This window comes from Streptomyces sp. NPDC059247, from assembly GCF_042754005.1.
GTDB lineage: Bacteria > Actinomycetota > Actinomycetes > Streptomycetales > Streptomycetaceae > Streptomyces.
In genome coordinates this window covers 938,739-957,440 of record NZ_JBHYZW010000001.1, presented here as the reverse complement: position 1 = coordinate 957,440, position 18,702 = coordinate 938,739, and the positions used below count along the sequence as shown (strand labels likewise).

11 protein-coding genes are annotated in these 18,702 nt (G+C 73.2%); 6 read left to right on the top strand and 5 right to left on the bottom strand.

Going from position 1 to position 18,702, the window contains the following annotated elements:
* Window positions 1-135 precede the first annotated feature (135 nt).
* The gene (locus ACFXGN_RS03900) at window positions 136-2,907 is read right to left on the bottom strand and encodes a glycosyl hydrolase (protein ID WP_384853044.1); all 2,772 of its coding nucleotides are present in this window, start codon (window positions 2,905-2,907) and stop codon (window positions 136-138) included.
* A 514-nt stretch (window positions 2,908-3,421) separates the two neighbouring features.
* Here ACFXGN_RS03900 and ACFXGN_RS03895 point away from each other — a divergent pair.
* The 4 genes from ACFXGN_RS03895 (at window position 3,422) to ACFXGN_RS03880 (ending at window position 8,388) form a co-directional block, all read left to right on the top strand.
* Window positions 3,422-4,747 carry an extracellular solute-binding protein gene (locus ACFXGN_RS03895; RefSeq protein WP_384853042.1) on the top strand — a complete coding sequence of 442 codons (1,326 nt, stop codon included), beginning with the start codon at window positions 3,422-3,424 and terminating at the stop codon, window positions 4,745-4,747.
* Window positions 4,748-5,091: 344 nt separating this feature from the next.
* Window positions 5,092-6,057: a carbohydrate ABC transporter permease gene (locus ACFXGN_RS03890; protein ID WP_384853039.1), complete on the top strand. Its 966-nt coding sequence runs from the start codon at window positions 5,092-5,094 to the stop codon at window positions 6,055-6,057.
* Window positions 6,054-6,917 carry a carbohydrate ABC transporter permease gene (locus tag ACFXGN_RS03885; protein ID WP_384853037.1) on the top strand — a complete coding sequence of 288 codons (864 nt, stop codon included), beginning with the start codon at window positions 6,054-6,056 and terminating at the stop codon, window positions 6,915-6,917. The genes ACFXGN_RS03890 and ACFXGN_RS03885 overlap by 4 nt, the downstream gene beginning before the upstream one ends.
* Window positions 6,918-6,978: 61 nt before the next feature.
* On the top strand, window positions 6,979-8,388 hold the full coding sequence (locus ACFXGN_RS03880) for a GH1 family beta-glucosidase (protein WP_384853034.1): 1,410 nt from the start codon (window positions 6,979-6,981) through the stop codon (window positions 8,386-8,388).
* 117 nt (window positions 8,389-8,505) lie between these two features.
* On the opposite strand, the gene ACFXGN_RS03875 is transcribed toward ACFXGN_RS03880, so the two are convergent.
* The 3 genes from ACFXGN_RS03875 to ACFXGN_RS03865 all read right to left on the bottom strand — a co-directional run bounded on the left by ACFXGN_RS03875 (window position 8,506) and on the right by ACFXGN_RS03865 (window position 12,498).
* The gene (locus ACFXGN_RS03875) at window positions 8,506-9,870 is read right to left on the bottom strand and encodes a carbohydrate-binding protein (protein WP_384853032.1); all 1,365 of its coding nucleotides are present in this window, start codon (window positions 9,868-9,870) and stop codon (window positions 8,506-8,508) included.
* 108 nt (window positions 9,871-9,978) lie between these two features.
* Window positions 9,979-10,965, bottom strand: coding sequence for a LysR family transcriptional regulator (locus ACFXGN_RS03870; protein WP_384853029.1), 987 nt, complete (start codon window positions 10,963-10,965; stop codon window positions 9,979-9,981).
* A gap of 96 nt (window positions 10,966-11,061) precedes the next feature.
* Window positions 11,062-12,498: a chondroitinase-B domain-containing protein gene (locus ACFXGN_RS03865; RefSeq protein ID WP_384853026.1), complete on the bottom strand. Its 1,437-nt coding sequence runs from the start codon at window positions 12,496-12,498 to the stop codon at window positions 11,062-11,064.
* Window positions 12,499-13,232: 734 nt separating this feature from the next.
* On the opposite strand from ACFXGN_RS03865, the gene ACFXGN_RS03860 reads away from it, so the two are divergent.
* Window positions 13,233-14,597, top strand: coding sequence for a hypothetical protein (locus ACFXGN_RS03860; RefSeq protein ID WP_384853024.1), 1,365 nt, complete (start codon window positions 13,233-13,235; stop codon window positions 14,595-14,597).
* A gap of 116 nt (window positions 14,598-14,713) precedes the next feature.
* Here the strand turns inward: ACFXGN_RS03860 and ACFXGN_RS03855 are convergent, their stop codons facing one another.
* Window positions 14,714-15,094, bottom strand: coding sequence for a nuclear transport factor 2 family protein (locus ACFXGN_RS03855; RefSeq protein WP_384853021.1), 381 nt, complete (start codon window positions 15,092-15,094; stop codon window positions 14,714-14,716).
* A gap of 203 nt (window positions 15,095-15,297) precedes the next feature.
* Here ACFXGN_RS03855 and ACFXGN_RS03850 point away from each other — a divergent pair, with 203 nt between their 5' ends.
* Entirely contained in the window at window positions 15,298-18,612 is a 3,315-nt protein-coding gene (locus tag ACFXGN_RS03850) for a BTAD domain-containing putative transcriptional regulator (RefSeq protein WP_384853018.1), read from the top strand.
* The last annotated feature ends 90 nt before the right edge of the window (window positions 18,613-18,702 follow it).

Below are 18,702 nucleotides of genomic sequence, written 5' to 3'. Positions count from 1 at the left end.
CGGGGCGCCCCCCCGTCGTTACCCCCCCCCCCGAGCGGGGCCGGGCCCCGGGGGGGGGGGGGGCGGGCGGGGGGGGGGGGGGGGGGGCGGGGGGCCCCCCCCCGGCCCCCCCGCCCCTTCACCCGCGCCCCTCGGTCAGCCGTACGGGATGACGAGCACCGAGCGGTCCGTGCCCGTCCCGAGCTGGGAGTCGGCGTTCCCGATGGCGCTCCACACCTCCAGGCGGACGGTGCCGCCGCGCAGGTCGGCGAGGGTGCCGGTGGTGGACCGCGGGCCGCGTCCCTGGCCGTACTCCTCCCAGCCCGCCACCGGGTCGGTCGCGAAGTACTGGTACGTCTCGGTGCGGTCGAAGGTGCCGTCGCCGGTGAAGTCGTAGCTGATCCTGGCCTGCTGGCCGAGACCGACGGCCGTACCGGCGTCGACCTGGAGGCGGAAGGCGGTGGAACCGCCGCTCCTGAGCGTGCCGTCGACGTTCCGGGCCTGGTAGACGAGGGGCTGGTTGGGGGTGCCGTCGTAGGTGCCGCCCCGCGCCGAGGGAACGGTGTCGCTGACGGCCGTCGTGCCGGTGGCCGTGGTGAGCGTCCCGCCGGTGCGGAGCTGGAAGGTGTTGCCGGTGGGGGGCTCGGGGTCGGGTCCCGGGCCCCCCGGGCCGGTGCCGGTCGCGGTGGAACGGGCCGGTACGGAGAGGGACCTGCCGTCCGAGAACGTGACGGTGCGGGCGGTGGAACCGTAGTTGTGGGCGGCGTACGTCCGGGTGGCGCCCTTCAGGAAGACGGCGGAGGTGGGGACGGAGCCGGTGACGGTCGCGTCGGGTGCGCCGAGGGTGTCGAGGGCGGTGAGCCAGTGGTAGGTGTGGGCCTTGGACTCGCCCGCCTCCGGGGTGTATCCGGCGTTGCCCGCGTCCCACTTGGCCTTGGCCGCGGCGGGGTCGGCGAAGGACTGGAACTCCCACAGGATGTCCCGCCATTCGACGGCGGGGCCGCCGTTCTCGCGTTCCATCTCGGCGATGTTGCGCCGGACGGCCTCCTTGTGTCCGCCGAGGTGGAGCGAACCACCTGTCACGGGAAGGACGTTGATGCCGTGGATCTCCTCGGGGTTGGCGGTCCACCAGGTGGAGTAGGCGCCGCCGCTGCCCCAGACCATGCCCACGGTGTCGTGGGCGAAGGAGCCGGGGAAGACCTGCTGGTCGGCGTCGAACCAGTACTGGGCGACGGCCTCGCCCTCGGTGGCGAGGAGGTAGGCGCCGAGGTCGCGGAGCGAGGTGTCGCCGGTGGCGGAGCCCCAGAGGACGAGGGCGGCGCTGAGGTTGGTGGACTCGGACGAGGACTCCTGGTTGTTCCCGGCGGCGAAACCCTGGTGGCCGCTGGCCCAGCTGTGTCCCGCGTAGACGTCGAAGCCGCGCAGGAACGGGAAGGCGGTGTCGGTGCGGCTCGGGTTGGCGGTGTCGCGGACCAGGAGCTTCACCATGGTGCCCCAGGCGGAGTCGGCGGCCCAGCCGGGGTCGTACTGGGCGATGATCGCGGCGGCGTACACGTAGTAGCCGTAGTGGAAGTGGTGGTCGTTGAGTTCGGTGTCGCTGCCGTAGGAGGCCGGGTAGCCGGTGAGGGTCTTCCAGACGCGGTCGTACGAGAACTCGTTCGCGCCCCCGGCGGTGAACCAGTCCTGGAGGCGTCCCTTCAGCTGGCCGAGGAGCTTGTCGCGGAGCGCGGTGTCGCCGATCTGGTCGGCGAGCGGCACCAGTTGGGCGAGCTTTCCGAGCGCCTTGCCCGTCCAGTAGGTGTCGACGGCCCCGGAGAAGGGGTCGGCCGAGTTCGCCACCTCGGCGAGGTGTCCGCGCAGTCGCGCGGTGTCGGCTCCGGTGCCGCCGGGCAGTGCGGGCAGAACGGCGGCGGACCGCTGGGAGGTGCTGAAGGAGGCCGCCTCGCGGACCTTCATGGTGCCGCGCGGCGAGACGTAGGTGTACGGGGTGAGCGGGTCGGTGGTGTGCAGCCACTGGTGGCGGTAGAGCGCCTGGAGGGTGCCGCGTTCGGTGCCCTCCTTCGCCTCGGTGGTGAGGGAGTAGGTGGCGCGGACGGTTCCGGCGTCGTAGCTCCAGTTCACGGTGGAGCCGGTGACGAAGCTGTACGCGTACTTCCGGTAGGTGGCGAGGGCGTCGGTGGACGGCAGGACGGCGACGGAGAAGTGGTCCCGGCCGCCGAGCCCGGCGGTGACGGTCGTGCCGGAGACGGTCCAGTCGGTGCCGGTGGGCGAGAAGAGGGCGTAGTGGTGGCCCGCGACGGTGATGCCGAGGACGTTTCCCTGGTCGGCGAAGACGGCGGGCGGTTCGGCGGTGGCGATCCGGGCGTCGCCGCCGGTGCCCTTGGCGTACACGAAGGGCAGGCCGTGGCCGATGGTGGTGCGCAGGGTCCGGGTGCCGTCGGACCAGTAGGGGGTGACGGTCCAGTCGGACCAGGCGTCGGCCTTGGTGTCGGGCGAGTTCAGGCCGGTGAGTCCGAGGGTGAGGTCCCGCTTGTGGGGGAACTCGTACTGGCGCCCGTCGCCCACGATCGCGGGGCTGGTCGGATAGCCGACCTCCAGCCCTCCGGCGACGGCCTGGTAGGTGAGCGGGTGGCCGTACATGGGGGTGGACCAGGGGTTGTCGCCGTACCGCTGGAAGGCCAGGGAGGACCACCAGTCGTTGGTGGGGACCGGCTTGCCCTGGGCTGCGGCGGTGACCTTGGGGGTGACCGGCGCGCCGGTGTTGGTGGTCGGGCCGGAGGTTCCGGCGGGGCGGGTGTCGGAGTGGCTTCCGGCACCCGCGGGGACGGTGGCGGCCACGGCCGGGCTCGCGGCGGGGCCGAGTCCGAGGGCGGCGAGGGCGGAGACCAGGACCAGCGTGGCGGCGGGCCTGGGGCGGGGGGCTGGCATGTGCGGCACCTCATGTCGTGGGGACGAGTGGGGGCACGGGGACACACGGGAAAGCGGGATCGCATGGGAGGAGGACCGCGAGGAGTCCACGGGAGGCTCCCGGCGTCTTCGGTCGTCTCTTCGGTTGCCTTCGGGCGTCTCTTCTGGCGTCTTCGGTCGTCTCTTCGCTTGTCTTCAGGCGCCTTCGGGCGTCTCTTCGGTTGTCTTCGAGTGTTGCCGAGAGCGCTCTCAGAACGCCGGAAACGTAGAACCACCGAAACGCGCGTGTCAAGAGAGTGAACACATACGGGAGTTGACGCCCCTTCTCGTCCGTTACGCCTTCGAGCCTTGACGGATCGCCTTGTTCGCGGGCACGCTCCCCCGCATGGCTGAGAGCGCTCTCAGGGAATCGCTCTCATCGATCCGCCCCGCAGGGGGCGTCCTCGGGCGCTCCCGACCGTCCCCTCCCCGCCCGTGCCCGCCCGCGCCCGACCGTGCCCGCCCCGCCCGCTTCCGGAGCCAAGGAGACTTCCCCATGCCCGTCGCCCGAGCCGCCGCCACCGTCCGTACCACCCAGGCCAGAAGAACCGCCGTCCGCCTCGGCGCGGTCGCGCTCGCCGGGACCCTGCTCGCCGCCTGCGGGTCCTCCGGGGACGGGGCCGCCGACGGGGCCGGAGGCCGGATCACCCTCACCGTGGACCTGTTCGGCTCCTTCGGGTACAAGGAGGCGGGTCTGTACGCCGAGTACGAGAAGCTCCACCCGGGCGTCACCGTCAAGCAGACCGACACCGAGGACGAGAACGACTACTGGAAGTCCCTCCAGACCCGGCTCGCCGGGGGCGGCGGGCTCGCGGACGTACAGGGCGTCGAGGTCGGCCGGATCGCCTCCGTCGCGCAGCAGCAGTCCGACAAGTTCGAGGACCTGAGGAAGTACGGCGCCGAGGGCCTCAGGAACGAGTTCGCCCCGGCCAAGTGGGCCGCCGCCACCGGGCGCGGCGGCGAGGTCCTCGGTCTCGGCACCGACGTCGGCCCCGAGGCCATGTGCTACCGCACGGACCTCTTCCGGCAGGCCGGACTGCCCACCGACCGGGCCGAGCTGGCGAAGAAGTGGGCGACCTGGGACGGCTATCTGGCCCTCGGCAAGCAGTACAAGGCCAAGGCGCCCGGCAGGAGCGCCTGGCTCGACAGCGTCGGCAGCCTGTACTCGATCATGATCGGCCAGGAGAAGGAGCGGTACTACGACGCCTCGGGCAAGCTGATCTGGGAGGAGAACCCCGCGCTGCGCACCGCCTGGGACCACTCCGTGCAGGCGGCCCGGGACGGGCTGAGCGCCAAGCTCGACCAGTGGTCCCCGCAGTGGAACCAGGCCTTCGCGGCCGGCTCGTTCGCCACCATCCCCTGCCCGGCGTGGATGCTCGGCTACATCAAGGGCCAGGCCGGGGAGAGCGGCAAGGGCAAGTGGGACATCGCGGCGCTGCCCGGCGGCGCCGGGAACTGGGGCGGCTCCTACCTCGCCGTCCCCAGGGCCGCGCGGCACAAGAAGGAGGCGTACGAGCTGATCAAGTGGCTCACCGCGCCCGAGCAGCAGCGGCGCCTCTTCGAGAAGCAGGGCAACTTCCCGTCGGCGACGGGCGCCATCGACAAGGTCGCCGGTGCCGAGGACCCGTACTTCTCCGGTGCGCCCATCGGGCAGATCTTCGGCGACGCGGCGAAGGCGGCGCCGGTCCAGGTGCTCGGCGTGCACGACCAGAACATCGCCCAGCAGATCACCAACGCGCTGAGCGAGGTCGAGCGCAAGGGGGTCTCGCCCGACAAGGCGTGGTCGAACGCGCGGAAGGGCGTCGCCAACACCATCGGCTGACCCCGCGCCCGCGCCGCCGGGCGCGGCTCCGGCGCGACTGCCGCTCCCGGTGGCCGCGTCGCCCGCCCACCGCCCGCACCGCTCTGCCGGGGCGCGGCTCCGGCGGCCCTCCCGCCCCCTCGGGCAGCGCCGCCTCCCCGCCCCTCGCGCCGGTCCGTCCGGCGCCGGTCCGGCGGAACTCCCGTGCGCTGCAAGCGCGTTGCTCACCCGATCCACGAGCCGCCACCGGATCGCGGACCCCGACGCACCCCGTCCCGCCGCTCCCCTGCCTTCCGTTCTCCGTCCTTCCGCTCCCCTGCCGCGCTCCCACCCCCGTGTCTCCGTTCCCTTCGAAGGGCCGCGCCGTGACCCTCACCGCATCCGCGTCCCCGGCACCGCCGAGGTCCGTCCCGCCGCCCGTGCGGCGGGGTCCGGTCCGGCGGGCCTGGCAGACGTTCTCGCCGTACGCCTACATCGCCCCGTTCTTCACCCTGTTCGCCGCCTTCGGTCTCTTCCCGCTGCTCTACACGGCCTACGTCTCGCTGTACCGGGTGGAGCTCCAGACGCCCGGCACCATGGAGTGGCGGGGGCTCGGCAACTACACCGCGCTCTTCGGGGACGCGTACTTCTGGACCGCGCTCCGGAACACCTTCACCATCGGCGTGCTGTCCACCGTGCCGCAGCTGGTGATGGCACTCGGGCTGGCGCATCTGCTCAACTACCGGATGCGGGGCCGGACTTTCCTGCGCACGGCGGTCCTCCTGCCGTACGCGACCTCGGTGGCCGCCGCGACCCTCGTCTTCGCGCAGCTCTTCGGCCGGGACTTCGGCCTCGTCAACCATCTGCTCGGGGTCGTCGGTGTCGGTCCCGTCGACTGGCAGAACGGCACCGTCGCCTCCCAGATCGCCGTGTCCACGATCGTCGTCTGGCGCTGGACCGGCTACAACGCGCTGATCTACCTGGCCGGGATGCAGTCGATCCCGAACGAGCTGTACGAGGCCGCCGCCATGGACGGCGCCTCGCGGTGGCGCCAGTTCTTCCACGTCACGCTGCCGGGGCTGCGGCCCACGATCCTGTTCACCGTCGTCGTCTCCACCATCGGCGCGACCCAGCTCTTCGGGGAGCCGCTGCTGCTCGAAGGCTCGGTCTCGGGCGGCATCTCCCACCAGTACCAGACGCTCGGCCTCTATCTGTACGAGCAGGGCTGGGGCTTCTTCCATCTGGGCCGGGCCGCCGCCATCGCCTGGGTGATGTTCCTGCTCATCGTGGTGCTCGTCGGGATCAACGCCCTGATCGTGCGCCGCCGTTCCCGCGAGGAGGCCGGTCGATGACCGTGCGCGCGCCCCGGCGCCCCGGCACCGCCAGAGCGGGCCGCACCCTGCACGCGGGGCCGTTGGCGTACGGGATCCTCGTCCTCGCCGTCCTGGTCTCCGCCTTCCCCTTCTACTGGACGATCGTCGCCGCGAGCCGGTCCAACGCCGATCTGGCGCGGGTCCCGCCGACGCTCCTGCCGGGCCCGAACCTGATCCGCAACTTCGAGGCGGTCCTCGAAGAGGCGGACATCGGCAAGGCCCTCCTCAACTCGTTCCTCGTCTCCGGCTCGGTCACCCTCGGCACGGTGCTGTGCTGCACGCTCGCCGGTTTCGCCTTCGCCAAGCTCCGCTTCCGGGGCCGGGGCGCGCTCCTCGCGGTCACCGTGGGCACGATGATGATCCCGCCGCAGCTCGGGGTGATCCCGTTGTTCATGCTGATCGCCGAACTCGGCTGGGTGAACCAGCTCCAGTCGGTGATCCTGCCCGGTCTCGTGTCGGCGTTCGGGGTGTTCTTCATGCGCCAGTACCTGGTGCAGTCGCTCCCGGACGAGCTGATCGAGGCCGCACGGGTCGACGGTGCTTCCACCGGCCGGATCTTCTGGTCGATCGTGGTGCCGATCGCGCGGCCCGGCATGGCGGTGCTCGGGCTGCTGACCTTCATGGCCTCCTGGAACGACTTCTTCTGGCCGGTGGTCGCCCTCACCTCGTCGGAGCCGACCGTGCAGGTCGCCCTGCGCCAGCTCGGCGGCGGCTATGTGCACGACCAGTCCGTGATCATGGCGGGCGCCCTGCTCGGGACGCTGCCGGTGCTGCTGGTCTTCGGTCTCCTCGGCCGTCAGATCGTCGGCGGCATCATGCAGGGCGCGGTCAAGGGCTGACCGCCCGCCGGAGCCCCGCCCCTTCCTCCTCCGACCCCTCATCCCAGGGAGCCTCCCTCTCATGACCGCGCTCGACGCCCGTACCGACCGCACGACCGTCCTCCGTTTCCCCGCGGGTTTCCGCTGGGGCACCGCCACCGCCGCCTACCAGATCGAGGGCGCCGCCGCCGAGGACGGCCGGACGCCGTCCATCTGGGACACCTTCAGCCGGACGCCAGGGAAGGTCCGCAACGGCGACACCGGTGACATCGCCGCCGACCACTACCACCGGGTCGACGAGGACGTGGCCCTGATGCGGCGGCTCGGGGTGACCGACTACCGCTTCTCGGTCGCCTGGCCCCGGGTGCAGCCGACCGGGCGCGGTCCCGCCGCGCGCGAGGGCCTGGACTTCTACCGGCGGCTCGCCGACCGGCTCGTCGACGCGGGCATCCGGCCGGTGGCGACGCTCTACCACTGGGACCTGCCGCAGGAGTTGGAGGACGCCGGGGGCTGGCCCGAGCGGGAGACGGCGTACCGGTTCGCCGAGTACGCGGGCATCGTGGCGGACGCGCTGGGTGACCGGGTGGCGACCTGGACGACGCTCAACGAGCCCTGGTGCGCGGCTTTCCTCGGCTACGGCAACGGGGTGCACGCCCCCGGTCGCACCAGTGACGTCGCCGCGCTGCGGGCGGCCCATCACCTCAATCTGGCGCACGGGCTGGGCGCGCGGGCGCTGCGCGGTGCGCTGCCGGGCCCGGCGGAGGTGTCGCTGACGCTCAACCTGCACGCGGTGCGGGCCGGTTCGCGGGCGGCCGAGGACGTGGACGCGGCGCGCCGGATCGACGCGGTCGGCAACCGGATCTTCCTGGACCCGGTGTTCCACGGGCGGCTCCCGGAGGATCTGGTCCGGGACACGGCCTCGGTGACCGACTGGTCGTTCGTACGGGGCGGGGACCTGGCGACGGTGGCGGCGCCGATCGACTCGCTCGGCATCAACTACTACTCCCCGTCCGTGGTGGCGGCGGGTTCCTCGGAGTCGCCCTCGCCGTGGGCGGGGGCCGAGCGGCACGTCCGGTTCGAGCCGGTGCCGGGTCCGCGCACCGCCATGGACTGGCCGGTGGACGCGGACGGGCTGCACGAGCTGCTCGTCCGGCTGCGGGACGAACTGCCGGGCGTCCCGCTGGTGATCACCGAGAACGGTGCGGCGTACGACGACTACGCCGACCCGTCGGGCCGGGTGAAGGACCCGGAGCGGGTGGCGTACCTGCGCGCGCATCTGGCGGCGGTGCACCGGGCCCTCGCGGACGGCGCGGACGTCCGGGGCTACTTCCTGTGGTCGCTCCTCGACAACTTCGAGTGGGCGTACGGCTACAGCAAGCGGTTCGGCATCGTGCACGTGGACTTCGCGAGCCAGCGCCGCACCCTCAAGGACAGCGCCCGCTGGTACGCGGAGGTCATCGCGCGCGGCGGTCTGGCGGACGGCCCGGTCTGAGGCGGACGGCCCGTGCGGGAGGGGGTGGCCCGTACGAGAGGGGGACGGCCCGTGCGGGAGGGGGCGCCGCGGTACCCCCCTCGGGCCCGCGGCGCCCCGGTCGTCGGACGGTCCGTGTCAGAGGCGCTGCCACAGGGCCGGGACGTTCGACGGTTCCCAGCCGGTCTGGGCCTGGTGGGCCTGGAGGCAGCGGTAGCTCGCGCCGCCGTGGGTGACCACGTCACCGGCCGCGTACACCTTGCCCGCCGACCAGGTGCCGCCGGGCTCCGGCTCGCCGGGCCCGGGGCCGGGGCCGGTCCCCGAGGTCTTCAGGGTCAGGCCGTAGTTCTGCAGCAGCGGGTTCAGCGGCTGGAAGAAGGTGGTGCCGCCGCTGGAGCAGTTGCCCGAGCCGCCCGAGGTGACGCCCTGGGCCTGGCTGCCGGAGATGTACGAGCCGCCGGAGTCGCCCGGTTCGGCGCAGACCGTCGTACGGGTCACCCCGGAGATGGTGCCCTCCGGGTAGGTGACGCTGGTGTTGTGCTGCTGGATCGTCCCGCAGTGCCAGCCGGTGGTGGAGCCCGAGCGGCACACGGAGGAGCCGACGGCCCCCAGGACCGAGCCGGTGACCTGGACGTTGGCGCCGCCGGAGCCCTTGACGTAGGGGGTGGCGGTCCAGTTGGTGTTGGCGGCGACCCAGGCCATGTCGTTGCCGGGGAAGACCGAGCCCTGGAAGCTGCCCTGGGCGACCTGGTTGAAGCCGCTGGTGGTGGTGCCCGCCCGGCCGCAGTGTCCGGCGGTGGCGAAGCCCTGGGTGGTGCCCCGGGTGACGGCGAAGCCGACGGAGCAGCGTCCGCCGCCGCCCATGTAGTACGCGTCGCCGCCCCGGATGTCGTACAGCGGGCGCGGTGCCTCCGCCGTGCGGACGAACCGGACGAGCGCGCCCGGGACGCCGGTGGCGCCGACCAGTCGCGCCCCGGCTCCGGCCCGTGCCTCCTCGACGACCAGCACGTTGGCGCGGACGTCGACGTAGCGGACGGGCGCGTCGGCGGTGGCGGACCGGTCGAGGGCCTCCTTGGCGCGTTCCAGGGCGGCGAGTCCGTGCGGGACGAGCCGGGGCGTCGCCCCGGTGGCGCGTATCGCGGCGGTGTCGGCGGCCCGGGTGGTGGCCACGGTCAGCCGGCCTGCGTCGGCTCCGTCGAGCCAGGCGCCCGCGAAGGAGCCGCCGAGGTCCTGGCGGAGCCGGGCGGCGGTCGCCCCGGCCTCGGCCTCGTTGACCAGCCGGGCGAGGGCCTGGGCGCGGGTCAGGCCCAGGTCGCGCTCCATGGCCCGGAGCACCTCGGGGCGGGTGGCGTCGACGCCGAGCGCGCCCGCCGCGGATCGTACGGCCGGGTGGGGGGCCTGGTCGTGGGGGGCCGCGGTGGCGGTGCCGGACTGGAGTCCGGCCAGCGCCATTCCGGCGGCGACCAGGGCGGTACACGCCGCGCGGGCGTGTCGTCGGAGCATGGGGGTCTCCTCGGTACGCGATTCCCGGTCCCGGTCTCCCGGTCCCGGTGGGGATGCTCGAACCGTAGGGACCCCGGCGGGGCCGCGGGAATTACCGGTCGGCCCCTGTCATCGCGTTATGCCCGTACGGGGTTCGGGGGCGGGCCCCTCCCCGTTCACCAGGAGCTGTCCCGCCGGGGCGGTGGCGCGTCCGGAACTGGCCGCGAGGGCTTCGGCGTGGGCCGCCCTGGTGTGTCCGAGGACGGCGGCGGCGCGGCTCGCGGCGCGGCCCTCGGGGTGCCAGCCGAGGAGGTGGCGCCAGAGGAGCGGGGCACCGGCCAGGGCCCGGGTGACGATGCCGGGGGTGGCGGGGAAGGTCGCCCGGCACAGTCCGACGGCCCGGCCCACCCGGACCAGGTGCACGCAGGAGGCGGTGTCCGTCTCGTAGACGCAGGCGGGGGTGAACCCGGCGCGTACGCAGGCGGCGGCGAAACAGTCGCCGAAGCAGCCGTCGCCGGGGACGTCGGTCCAGGCCTCCGCCGCCAGTTCGGCGAGGTGGATCTCGGTGCGGGGCGCCAGGGGATGGTCGGCGGCGAGCATCACGTACACCGGGTCGCGGGCGACCTCGGTCCAGGCGAGCCGTCCGGCCTCGGGCGGGCCGCTCTCGCCGCAGACCCCGACCAGCGCGAAGTCCAGTCGGCCGGAGGTCACCCCGCCCGCGATCTCCCGCTCGGACCAGGAGGTGTACGTGGAGACGAGGGCGCCCGGGTCGGTGCGTGCGATCCGGTCGACCAGGCCGCCGAGCAGCGGTCCGTGGGTGCCGCCGAGCCTGTACCCCTCGGCGCCCTGCCGGGCGAACCGGACGGCCTCCTCCTGGAGTTCGCAGACGGCGGGGAGCACCACCCGGGCCCGTTCGAGGACGAGGTCGCCGAGGGCGGTGGGCCGGACGCCCTCCCGGCCGCGCTCGAACAGGGCTCCGCCGAGGGCCCGTTCGATCCGTTTGAGCTGGGCACTGAGGGCCGGCTGGGCGAGTCCGAGGAGCGTGGCGGCGCGGGTGAGACTCCCGGCGTCCGCGATGGCCCGGATCGTCTTGAGGTGCCTCAGTTCCAAATCCATGTAAAGAGCTTGACGCCCAGGGCCCGAGCGGTCCATACCAAAGCCGGAACGGGCGGCCCGCCCGCCGGAGCGACCGGCGGGCGAACGGCCCCTGGATCAGGCGGCGTCGGGGCCGACGTCGGCCGGGGTGAGCGGGCGGCGGAGCGGGGTCGCGGTGGAGTACTCGTCGGCGCCGATGTCCCGTGCGGTGCCCCGCTGGTCTCCGTCGATGTCCTCGGGCACGGCGGTGCCGGTCAGGGTGGCGGCGCCGATCGCCGGGCTGTTCGAGGCGAGACGGTGGACGCCGTCCGTGGAGGCGGTCAGGCGCGGGTCGACCCGGGTGAACCCGGCGGTGGGGATGTTGCCGTTCGCGGCGGCGCCCCACAGGATGTTGCTCTGCCAGGTGAAGCCGGTGGTCGCCCCCATGGCGACGAGGCTGCCGGTGTCGCCGACGATGAGGTTGTCCGCGACGGTCACGTCACGGGGTTCATGGGTCCGGCTCTCGCCCGAGAGCGAACTCACGTTGTTACGAAGGGTGTTGTGGACGATGACCGCCCGGTCGACGGCGTCGTTGCCGCGCCGCTGCTCGGTGGTCTCCCCCGCCGTGTGGTCACGGGTGGTGCCGCTGCCCACCACGAGGGCCCGGCCGGACAGACCGGCGAGGTAGTTGTTGACGATCAGATGGTCGTTGCCGTAGACACGGATGCCTTCCTCACCCCCCAGCAGGTAGTTGCCGTCGACCGTGGTGCCGTTGCCGTGGCGGAGCACGATGCCGCCCTTGCTGTCGCGGATCGTGTTGTGGCGGATCGTGTTGCCGGAGGACTTGACCGAGATCGCCTCGGGGTCGCCGTCGCACCGCTCGAAGAGGTTGAACTCCACCTTCGCGTCGGCGGCGGACAGGGCGCGGCTGCTCACGCCGAGCCGGATCGGTTCGCCGCCGTTGGCACCGGTGAACGTGTGGTCGGAGAAGTGGTTGCGCATGATCTGGGTGCGCTGGGCGACGGCCGTCGAGCCGGGGCCGTCGACGACGACGAAGATGCCCTCGGTGCTCTTGCCGTGGAAGTGGTTGCGGTCGATCTTGGCGTCGTCGCCCCGCACCACCAGCCAGTCGACCGGGGTGGTCTCCGCGAACTGGAAGTCGTTGCGGGTGAGCCGGATGCCCTTGCTGTCCACGGGGACGGCGAGCGTTCCGCTCTGGCGCAGGGCGAAGCCGCTCACGGTGACGTACTGGGAGTTCTCGAAGACGAAGCTGCGCTCGCCGCGCAGGACGACACCGCCCCGGGACTGGGCGACGATCGTGATGGGCGCGCCGCTGGTGCCGTTGCGTCCGGTGACGCGGATGGAGCCGCCGGAGGGAACGGTGTACGTGCCGTCGGCCACGACGATCCGGTCACCGGCGACCGCGCCGTCGATGGCGCTCTGGAGGGCGCTGAGGGAGGTGACCGGATCGGTCGGCACGGCGGCGGACGCGCCACCGGCCAGGAGCGTGTCGAGCGGGACGGCGGTGACCGCCGCGCCGATCAGGGAACCCTTGAGGAACGTCCGTCGCTTCATGCTGCCTCCTGGAGGGGGATGGGCGGTGCATGGATACCGGGCGGGGGCCCCGGCGGGGAGCCCCGGAGCGGCCCGGGTCGAACGGGGTGGATCCGGGGCGCGCCCCCACGGCACGCCCCGGATCCGGTCGGTGTGGACGGCGGCGTGGGGCCGTCCGTCCGGTGCTTCCGGCGCCGGTGGCTTCGGTTCCCCCGTCCGTTCCGTGTCCTTCCTTGGGGGAGGAACGGCCACGGGCGTCCGGTGAACGGCGGGAACCGGACACCAGGTCGAACAGCGGGAACCGGCCACCGGGCCGGGCACAGGGGCTCAGTGTGCCCCTCTCCACTCACGTCCCACTGACGTCTCACTCACGTTCCACTAACGCGGTGCCTCGTCGCGGCCGGTCGGGTGAGCGCCGGGGGTTCGGCCGTTCACATGGGTGTTCGTACGGGCCTGGCCTCTCGGCGACCGTTCCTGGGGGCTTCCGCTCCCGTGTCCCGTATGTACTTCCGCGTCCGTGCCGGAGGGTGTTCCTCGGCCATCGGCAGGTGGGCGAGGGGTCCGGTCGACCGTTCTGTTCCGGCCTCCGCGCCCCGCCTCCTTTCTCCGGGCCCGTCCACCCTGGTGCCGGGGTGCGGCGGGTGCGCGTCCGGGAGGCCGGTGGGCGGGCGTCCCGTAGCGCCCGACCCGGATTCCGGTAAGGTGCTCGACCTCCGTACACGTACCCGATCACTCCAGTGAGGCGAACGACGTACATGAGCAAGCTGAGCCGCATCTACGTGGACACCTGCCTGCGCCCGGACAGCGGGCTCGCCGACGCCGTGGCCCGCGCCCCGCTCCCCCCGGCCTTCGACGCGGCCTGGCGGACCCATCTGCTCCCCCGGCCCTGGTTCGTGAGCGCCCCGCAGACGGCGGCCTTCGCCCGTGATCTGGACGGTCTCTTCGACCTCCTGGTGTCGCTGCCGGCCCGTCTGTTCGACGGCGATCTCGACCGGTACGCGGCCGAGGTCGGCATCGGTCCCGAGCCCGCCGCCCTGCTCCGCCGGGCCGGGTCGGGCGTCCCCGCGAAGCTGGGCCGCGCCGACGCCTACCACGACGGGACGTCGTTCAAGCTGCTGGAGTTCAACATCGGCAGCGAGGCCGCGGGGCTCGACATGGCCGTGTTCAACCGGGGGATGCTCGGCGTCCCCGAGTTCGCCGCCTTCGCCGACGAGCACGAGCTCGACCACGTCGACATCGCGGCGCGCACGGCCGCCGTGCTGCGCGACCGGGCGCGCCCCGCCGTCTCGGGCGGCGCGGAGCCGGTGATCGGGCTGATCGAGGGGCGCGGCGGTGTCGCCGCGTACGGAAGGATCATGCGGGCCACGGTGGAGGCGATGGCCGAGCAGGGGCTCGACCTGCGGATCGGTGAGATCGGTGACGTACGGGCCCGGCCCGACGGCAAGCTGACCCTGGACGGCACTCCGCTCGACCTGGTGCTGCGGAACTTCGCCGCGAGCCAACTGCTCGACGACCCGGCGGGCCCGGCAGCGGCGGAACCTTTCTTCCGGGCCCACGAGTCGGGGCGGACGATCCTCTTCACCACCCTGGAGAGCGGCTACTACGCGCACAAGAGCGCGCTGGCCCTGCTCACCGACCCCCGCTGGAGCGGTGCGTTCGACGCGGACGAGCGGGCCCTGGTGGACCGGGTCCTGCCGTGGAGCCGGACGCTGAGCGCCCCGGGCGGGTCCGGGGCGGGCTCCCGCGCCGCCGCGCGTGAACTGCTCGACCTCTGCCGGGAGCGGCGGGAGCGGCTGATCCTCAAGCCCGGTGGCGGGTACGGCGGTTTCGGCACCCATGTCGGCTGGGAGTGCGGCGACGCCGAGTGGGCCGAGGCGCTGCGCGGGGCCGCCGAGCGGGGCGGTCATGTGGTGCAGGAGCGTGTGGTGCCGCGTCCCGAACCGGTGTACGACCCCGGGACCGGAGCCGTGGAGGACTGGATCGCGGTCATCGGCGCCTTCCTCACGGACGACGGGTACGCGGGCGCGCACGCCCGGGTCAACCGGGTGGACGGAGGCGCGATCGTGGGGCTGAGCAGCAATCCGGGCACCCGGATGGTGGGGGTGTTCTCCCACCCCTGAGGGGTGGGAGAGGGGGTGATCGCGCGACCGTCGGCCGGGGGCGGGCCGCCCTCAGAACCCCTCCCGGGGCCGTCCGTCAGTCGACAGGGAGCGCCCCCGGGGGAAGGGGCGGGGTGTCATGGCGCCACATAGTAGTAGCGGCGACAGTCGCGCAGCATGGCCTCCGGCGACAGGGTGAACACATCGACGAAGGGCAGTTCACCGGCCCGGCCCATCACCACCACGCTGTCCCCCTCGGCCACGATCCGGTCCAGCGTGTGCCGGGCGGGCGGGACCAGGCCCTCGCGGTGGATCCGGAGGACCTCGGCGCGGCCGTGCCCCGGGGGCGCGTCGGGACGGCGCAGTTCCACGTCCTCGTGGAGGAGCGAGCCGAAGCCGTCCACGTCGCCGTCGTCGAGGTACAGGTAGGAGAGCCTTACATGGTCCACTCCGGCCGCCGTGACCATCCCGCCCACCACATGCCCCCTGCCCCGTCCACTGTCTTCGTCGCTGCTCACCGGCGGTGTCCTTTCGTGCGTTCGCGGACACTCTCCTCCGCCCGTGCAACCCGGAACTATCGCTGGGCTATCACCGGGCGGGACCCTCGCGCTCCACACGAAAACTCCACGCCATGGACAAATGACGTTCCGTTCGAGGAGACTGACCCGGCACCCTCTGCGATCACCCCTCTCCGAGTGCCGGACCCCGACCCGGGAGACGTATGCCCGACTCCGTCAGCGGGGTACGCCCCGCTCCTGAAGGCCCGGCCTTCCGCATCCTGGGCCCCTTACAGGTCACCGGTCCACAAGGGCAGGTCCGGGTGCCGCCCGGCCGTCAGGAAGTCATCCTCGCCGCGCTCCTGCTCGAAGCGAACCGGGTGGTCAGCACGGACTACCTCGTCGATCTGATCTGGGACGACGAACCGCCGGACACCGCCCGCACCCAGGTGCAGATCTGTGTGTCCCGGCTGCGGAAGCTGTTCGCGGGAGCGGGGCTCGACGCCGCCATCACCACCAGGCCGCCGGGGTACGTCCTGATGACCGACGGCGAGAGCGTGGACGCGGCCCGCTTCTCCCGGCAGGTCGGCGAGGCCCGCGCGCTGCTCAGGTCCGGCAGTCCGGCGGAGGCGGTCGAACGGCTCCGGGCCGCCGAGGCCCTGTGGCAGGGCGCCGGTCTCGACGGGGTCACCTGTGACGCGCTGCGCAGCAAGGCGCTCCAGCTGGACGAGGAACGGCTGACGGCCGTCGAGACCCGCATCCAGTTGGAGCTGGATCTCGGACGGCATCACCAACTGGTCGGCGAGATACAGCTGCTGGTCCGTGAGCACGCGCTGCGCGAGCGTCTGCGCGGGCATCTGATGCTGGCCCTGTACCGGTCGGGACGGCAGGCCGAGGCGCTGGAGGCGTACCGGATCGGCCGGGAACTCCTGGTGGAGGAGCTGGGGCTGGAGCCCGGCGAGGAACTGCGTTCCCTGGAGGGGGCGATCCTCTCCGGCGATCCGTCGCTGCGGGCCGTGGCCGCCGACGACCGGATCGGCCCCGGTGCCCGCGGTCCGGCGCACGGCGGGGGCCACGGAGCCGAGCACGTGCCGGGCTGGGGCGCGGGCGGCGAAGGCGGCCGGGAGGACGACGGCGGTGCGGTCGGCGCGGGCCGGTCCGGCGGCGGCTGGGGGGACGGCCGTACGAGACCGGGCCCGGGGTCCGGTCCCGGTCCGGGGTCCTTCTCCGGTACGGCGGTGGGCTCCGGGGCGTTCGACGGCAGGTCCCCCGGCGAGCCGCTCGCGGTCGGCGGGCCGGTCCGTACGGGACCGGGCCGGGGTGCGGGACCGTCCGGGGGAACGGCCGTCGTCGGGGCGTCGGCGGCCGTCCTCCCCCGCACGGTCGCGGGGTCCGGCGGCGCGGGCGAGGAGATACCCCGCCAGCTCCAGGCCGACACGGCCGACTTCGTCGGCGACGAGGAGCAGATGGCGGCGATCGAGCACGCCCTCATCGGGGACGGGCAGCGGCGGGCGGTGGGGGTGGCCGTGATCGTCGGCAAGCCCGGCACCGGCAAGTCGACCCTCGCCACGCACATCGCGCACCGCATCGGGGAGAATCGTTTCCCCGATGGTCAGCTCTACTGTGACCTGCGCGGAACCACGGCCGCTCCGGCCACCGCGTCGGAGGTCCTGGGCCGGTTCCTGCGGGCCCTCGGCATCCCCGGGCCCGTGATCCCCGAGTCGCTGGACGAGCGCGCCGAGATGTACCGGACGCTGCTCGCCAACCGGCGGGTGCTGGTGGTCCTGGACGACGCCGCCTCGGAGAGCCAGGTCCGGCCGCTGCTGCCGGGCACCCGCAGCTGCGCGGTCCTGGTGACCAGCCGGCTGCGGATCACCGGGCTGCCCGGCGCGTACCGCGTCGAGCTGGACGTCCTCGACACCGAGCGCGCCCTGGAACTCCTGGTCCGGGTCATCGGGCCCGAGCGGGTGACCCGGGAGTCGGTGGCGGCGGAGGCGCTGATCAGGACCGTGGGCGGGCTGCCGCTCGCGCTGCGGATCGTGGCCGCCCGCCTGGCGGCCCGCCCGCACTGGACGCTGGCCTCGATGGTCCACCGGCTGGCCAACGAGCGGCACCGGCTGGACGAGCTGACCCACGGCGAGATGACCATGCGGGCCAGTCTGTCGCTCACCCACGACGGTCTGGGCGCGGCGGACCGGCGGCTGCTGCGGATGCTGAGCCTGGCGCAGGGGCCGACCCTGCCGGGCTGGCTGGCCGGTGCGCTCCTCGACGACGACCGGCCCTTCCCCTCCGACCTGCTCGAACCGCTGGTCGACGTGCAGATGCTGGACGTGGTGGGCGTGGAGTCCACCGGTGGGTTCCGCTACCGCTTCCACGAGATCATCCGGGTCTTCGCGCGTGAGCAGCTCGCCGCCCATGACGAGCCGCACGTCCAGGCGTCGGCGCTCGGCCGCATGATGGGCGGCTGGATGGCCCTGGCCGAGCAGGCGCACCGGCGGATCTACGGCGGGGACTTCACGGTCCTGCACGGGCGGGCGCCGCGCTGGCAGCCGCCCGCCACGGTCGTGGACGAGCTCCTCGTCGATCCGCTGGAGTGGCTGGACAGCGAGCAGGCCAATCTGTGCCAGGCGGTGGAGCACGCCGCCCGGGAGCAGATGGACGAGCTGTGCTGGGACCTCACGACGACGCTCGTCACCCTCTTCGAGGTGCGCGGTCACCACGACCTGTGGGAGCAGACCCATCACCAGGCGCTCGGGGCGGTCCGGATCGCGGGCAACACCCGTGGTACGGCGGCGTTGTTGAGTTCGCTGGGCTCGTTGCAGCTCAGCCGCAGCCAGCACGAGGAGGCGCGGCGGACGCTCGGTACGGCGCTGGGCATGTTCGTGGAGCTGGACGACGCGCACGGGCGGGCCCTGTGCCGTCGTGACCTCGCGCTCCTCGACCGTCTCGGCGGGGCGGACGACCGGGCCCTGGAGCTGTACGCCCTGGCGCTCACCGACTTCGACCGGGCGCAGGACCCGGTGGGGCGGGCGAACGTCCTCACCCACAGCGCGCACATCTGGATGCGGCGGAACCAGGACACCACCGCCCAGTCCCAGTTGGACGAGGCGCTGGGCATCTACCGTTCGGTGGGCTACACGGGCGGGCAGGCGCGGACCCTGCGCCGGGTGGGACAACTGCTGTACGGGCGGGGCGAGCACGAGCGGGCGGTACGGACGTTCAACGAGGTGCTCGAACTCTGCCGCGACCGGGGCGATGTGATCGGCGAGGGGCATCTGCTGCGGGACCTGGGCCAGGCGCACTCCGCCATGGGCCTGGACGGTCTCGCGCGGGACTTCTACGACCGGTCCCTGACGGTCCGTGAGCAGATCATGGACCAGGGGGGTTCGGCGCTGGTGCGGCTCGATCTGGCGCGGCTGCTGGCCCGGTCGGGCGAGCGGGACCGGTCGAGGGGCCTCCTGGAGAGCGCCGCCCAGACCTTCCGGGACCGGAACATGGCCTCGGAGCTACGGGAGACGGAGCTGCTGCTCGGCCGGTGAGCCGGGCGGTGGGGAGTCCCGCTTGGGGCGGCGGGGACGTACGGCGTCCGGGCCGGGTGGCTGGTGGAGAGAGCCGGGGCTTTGCGTCGA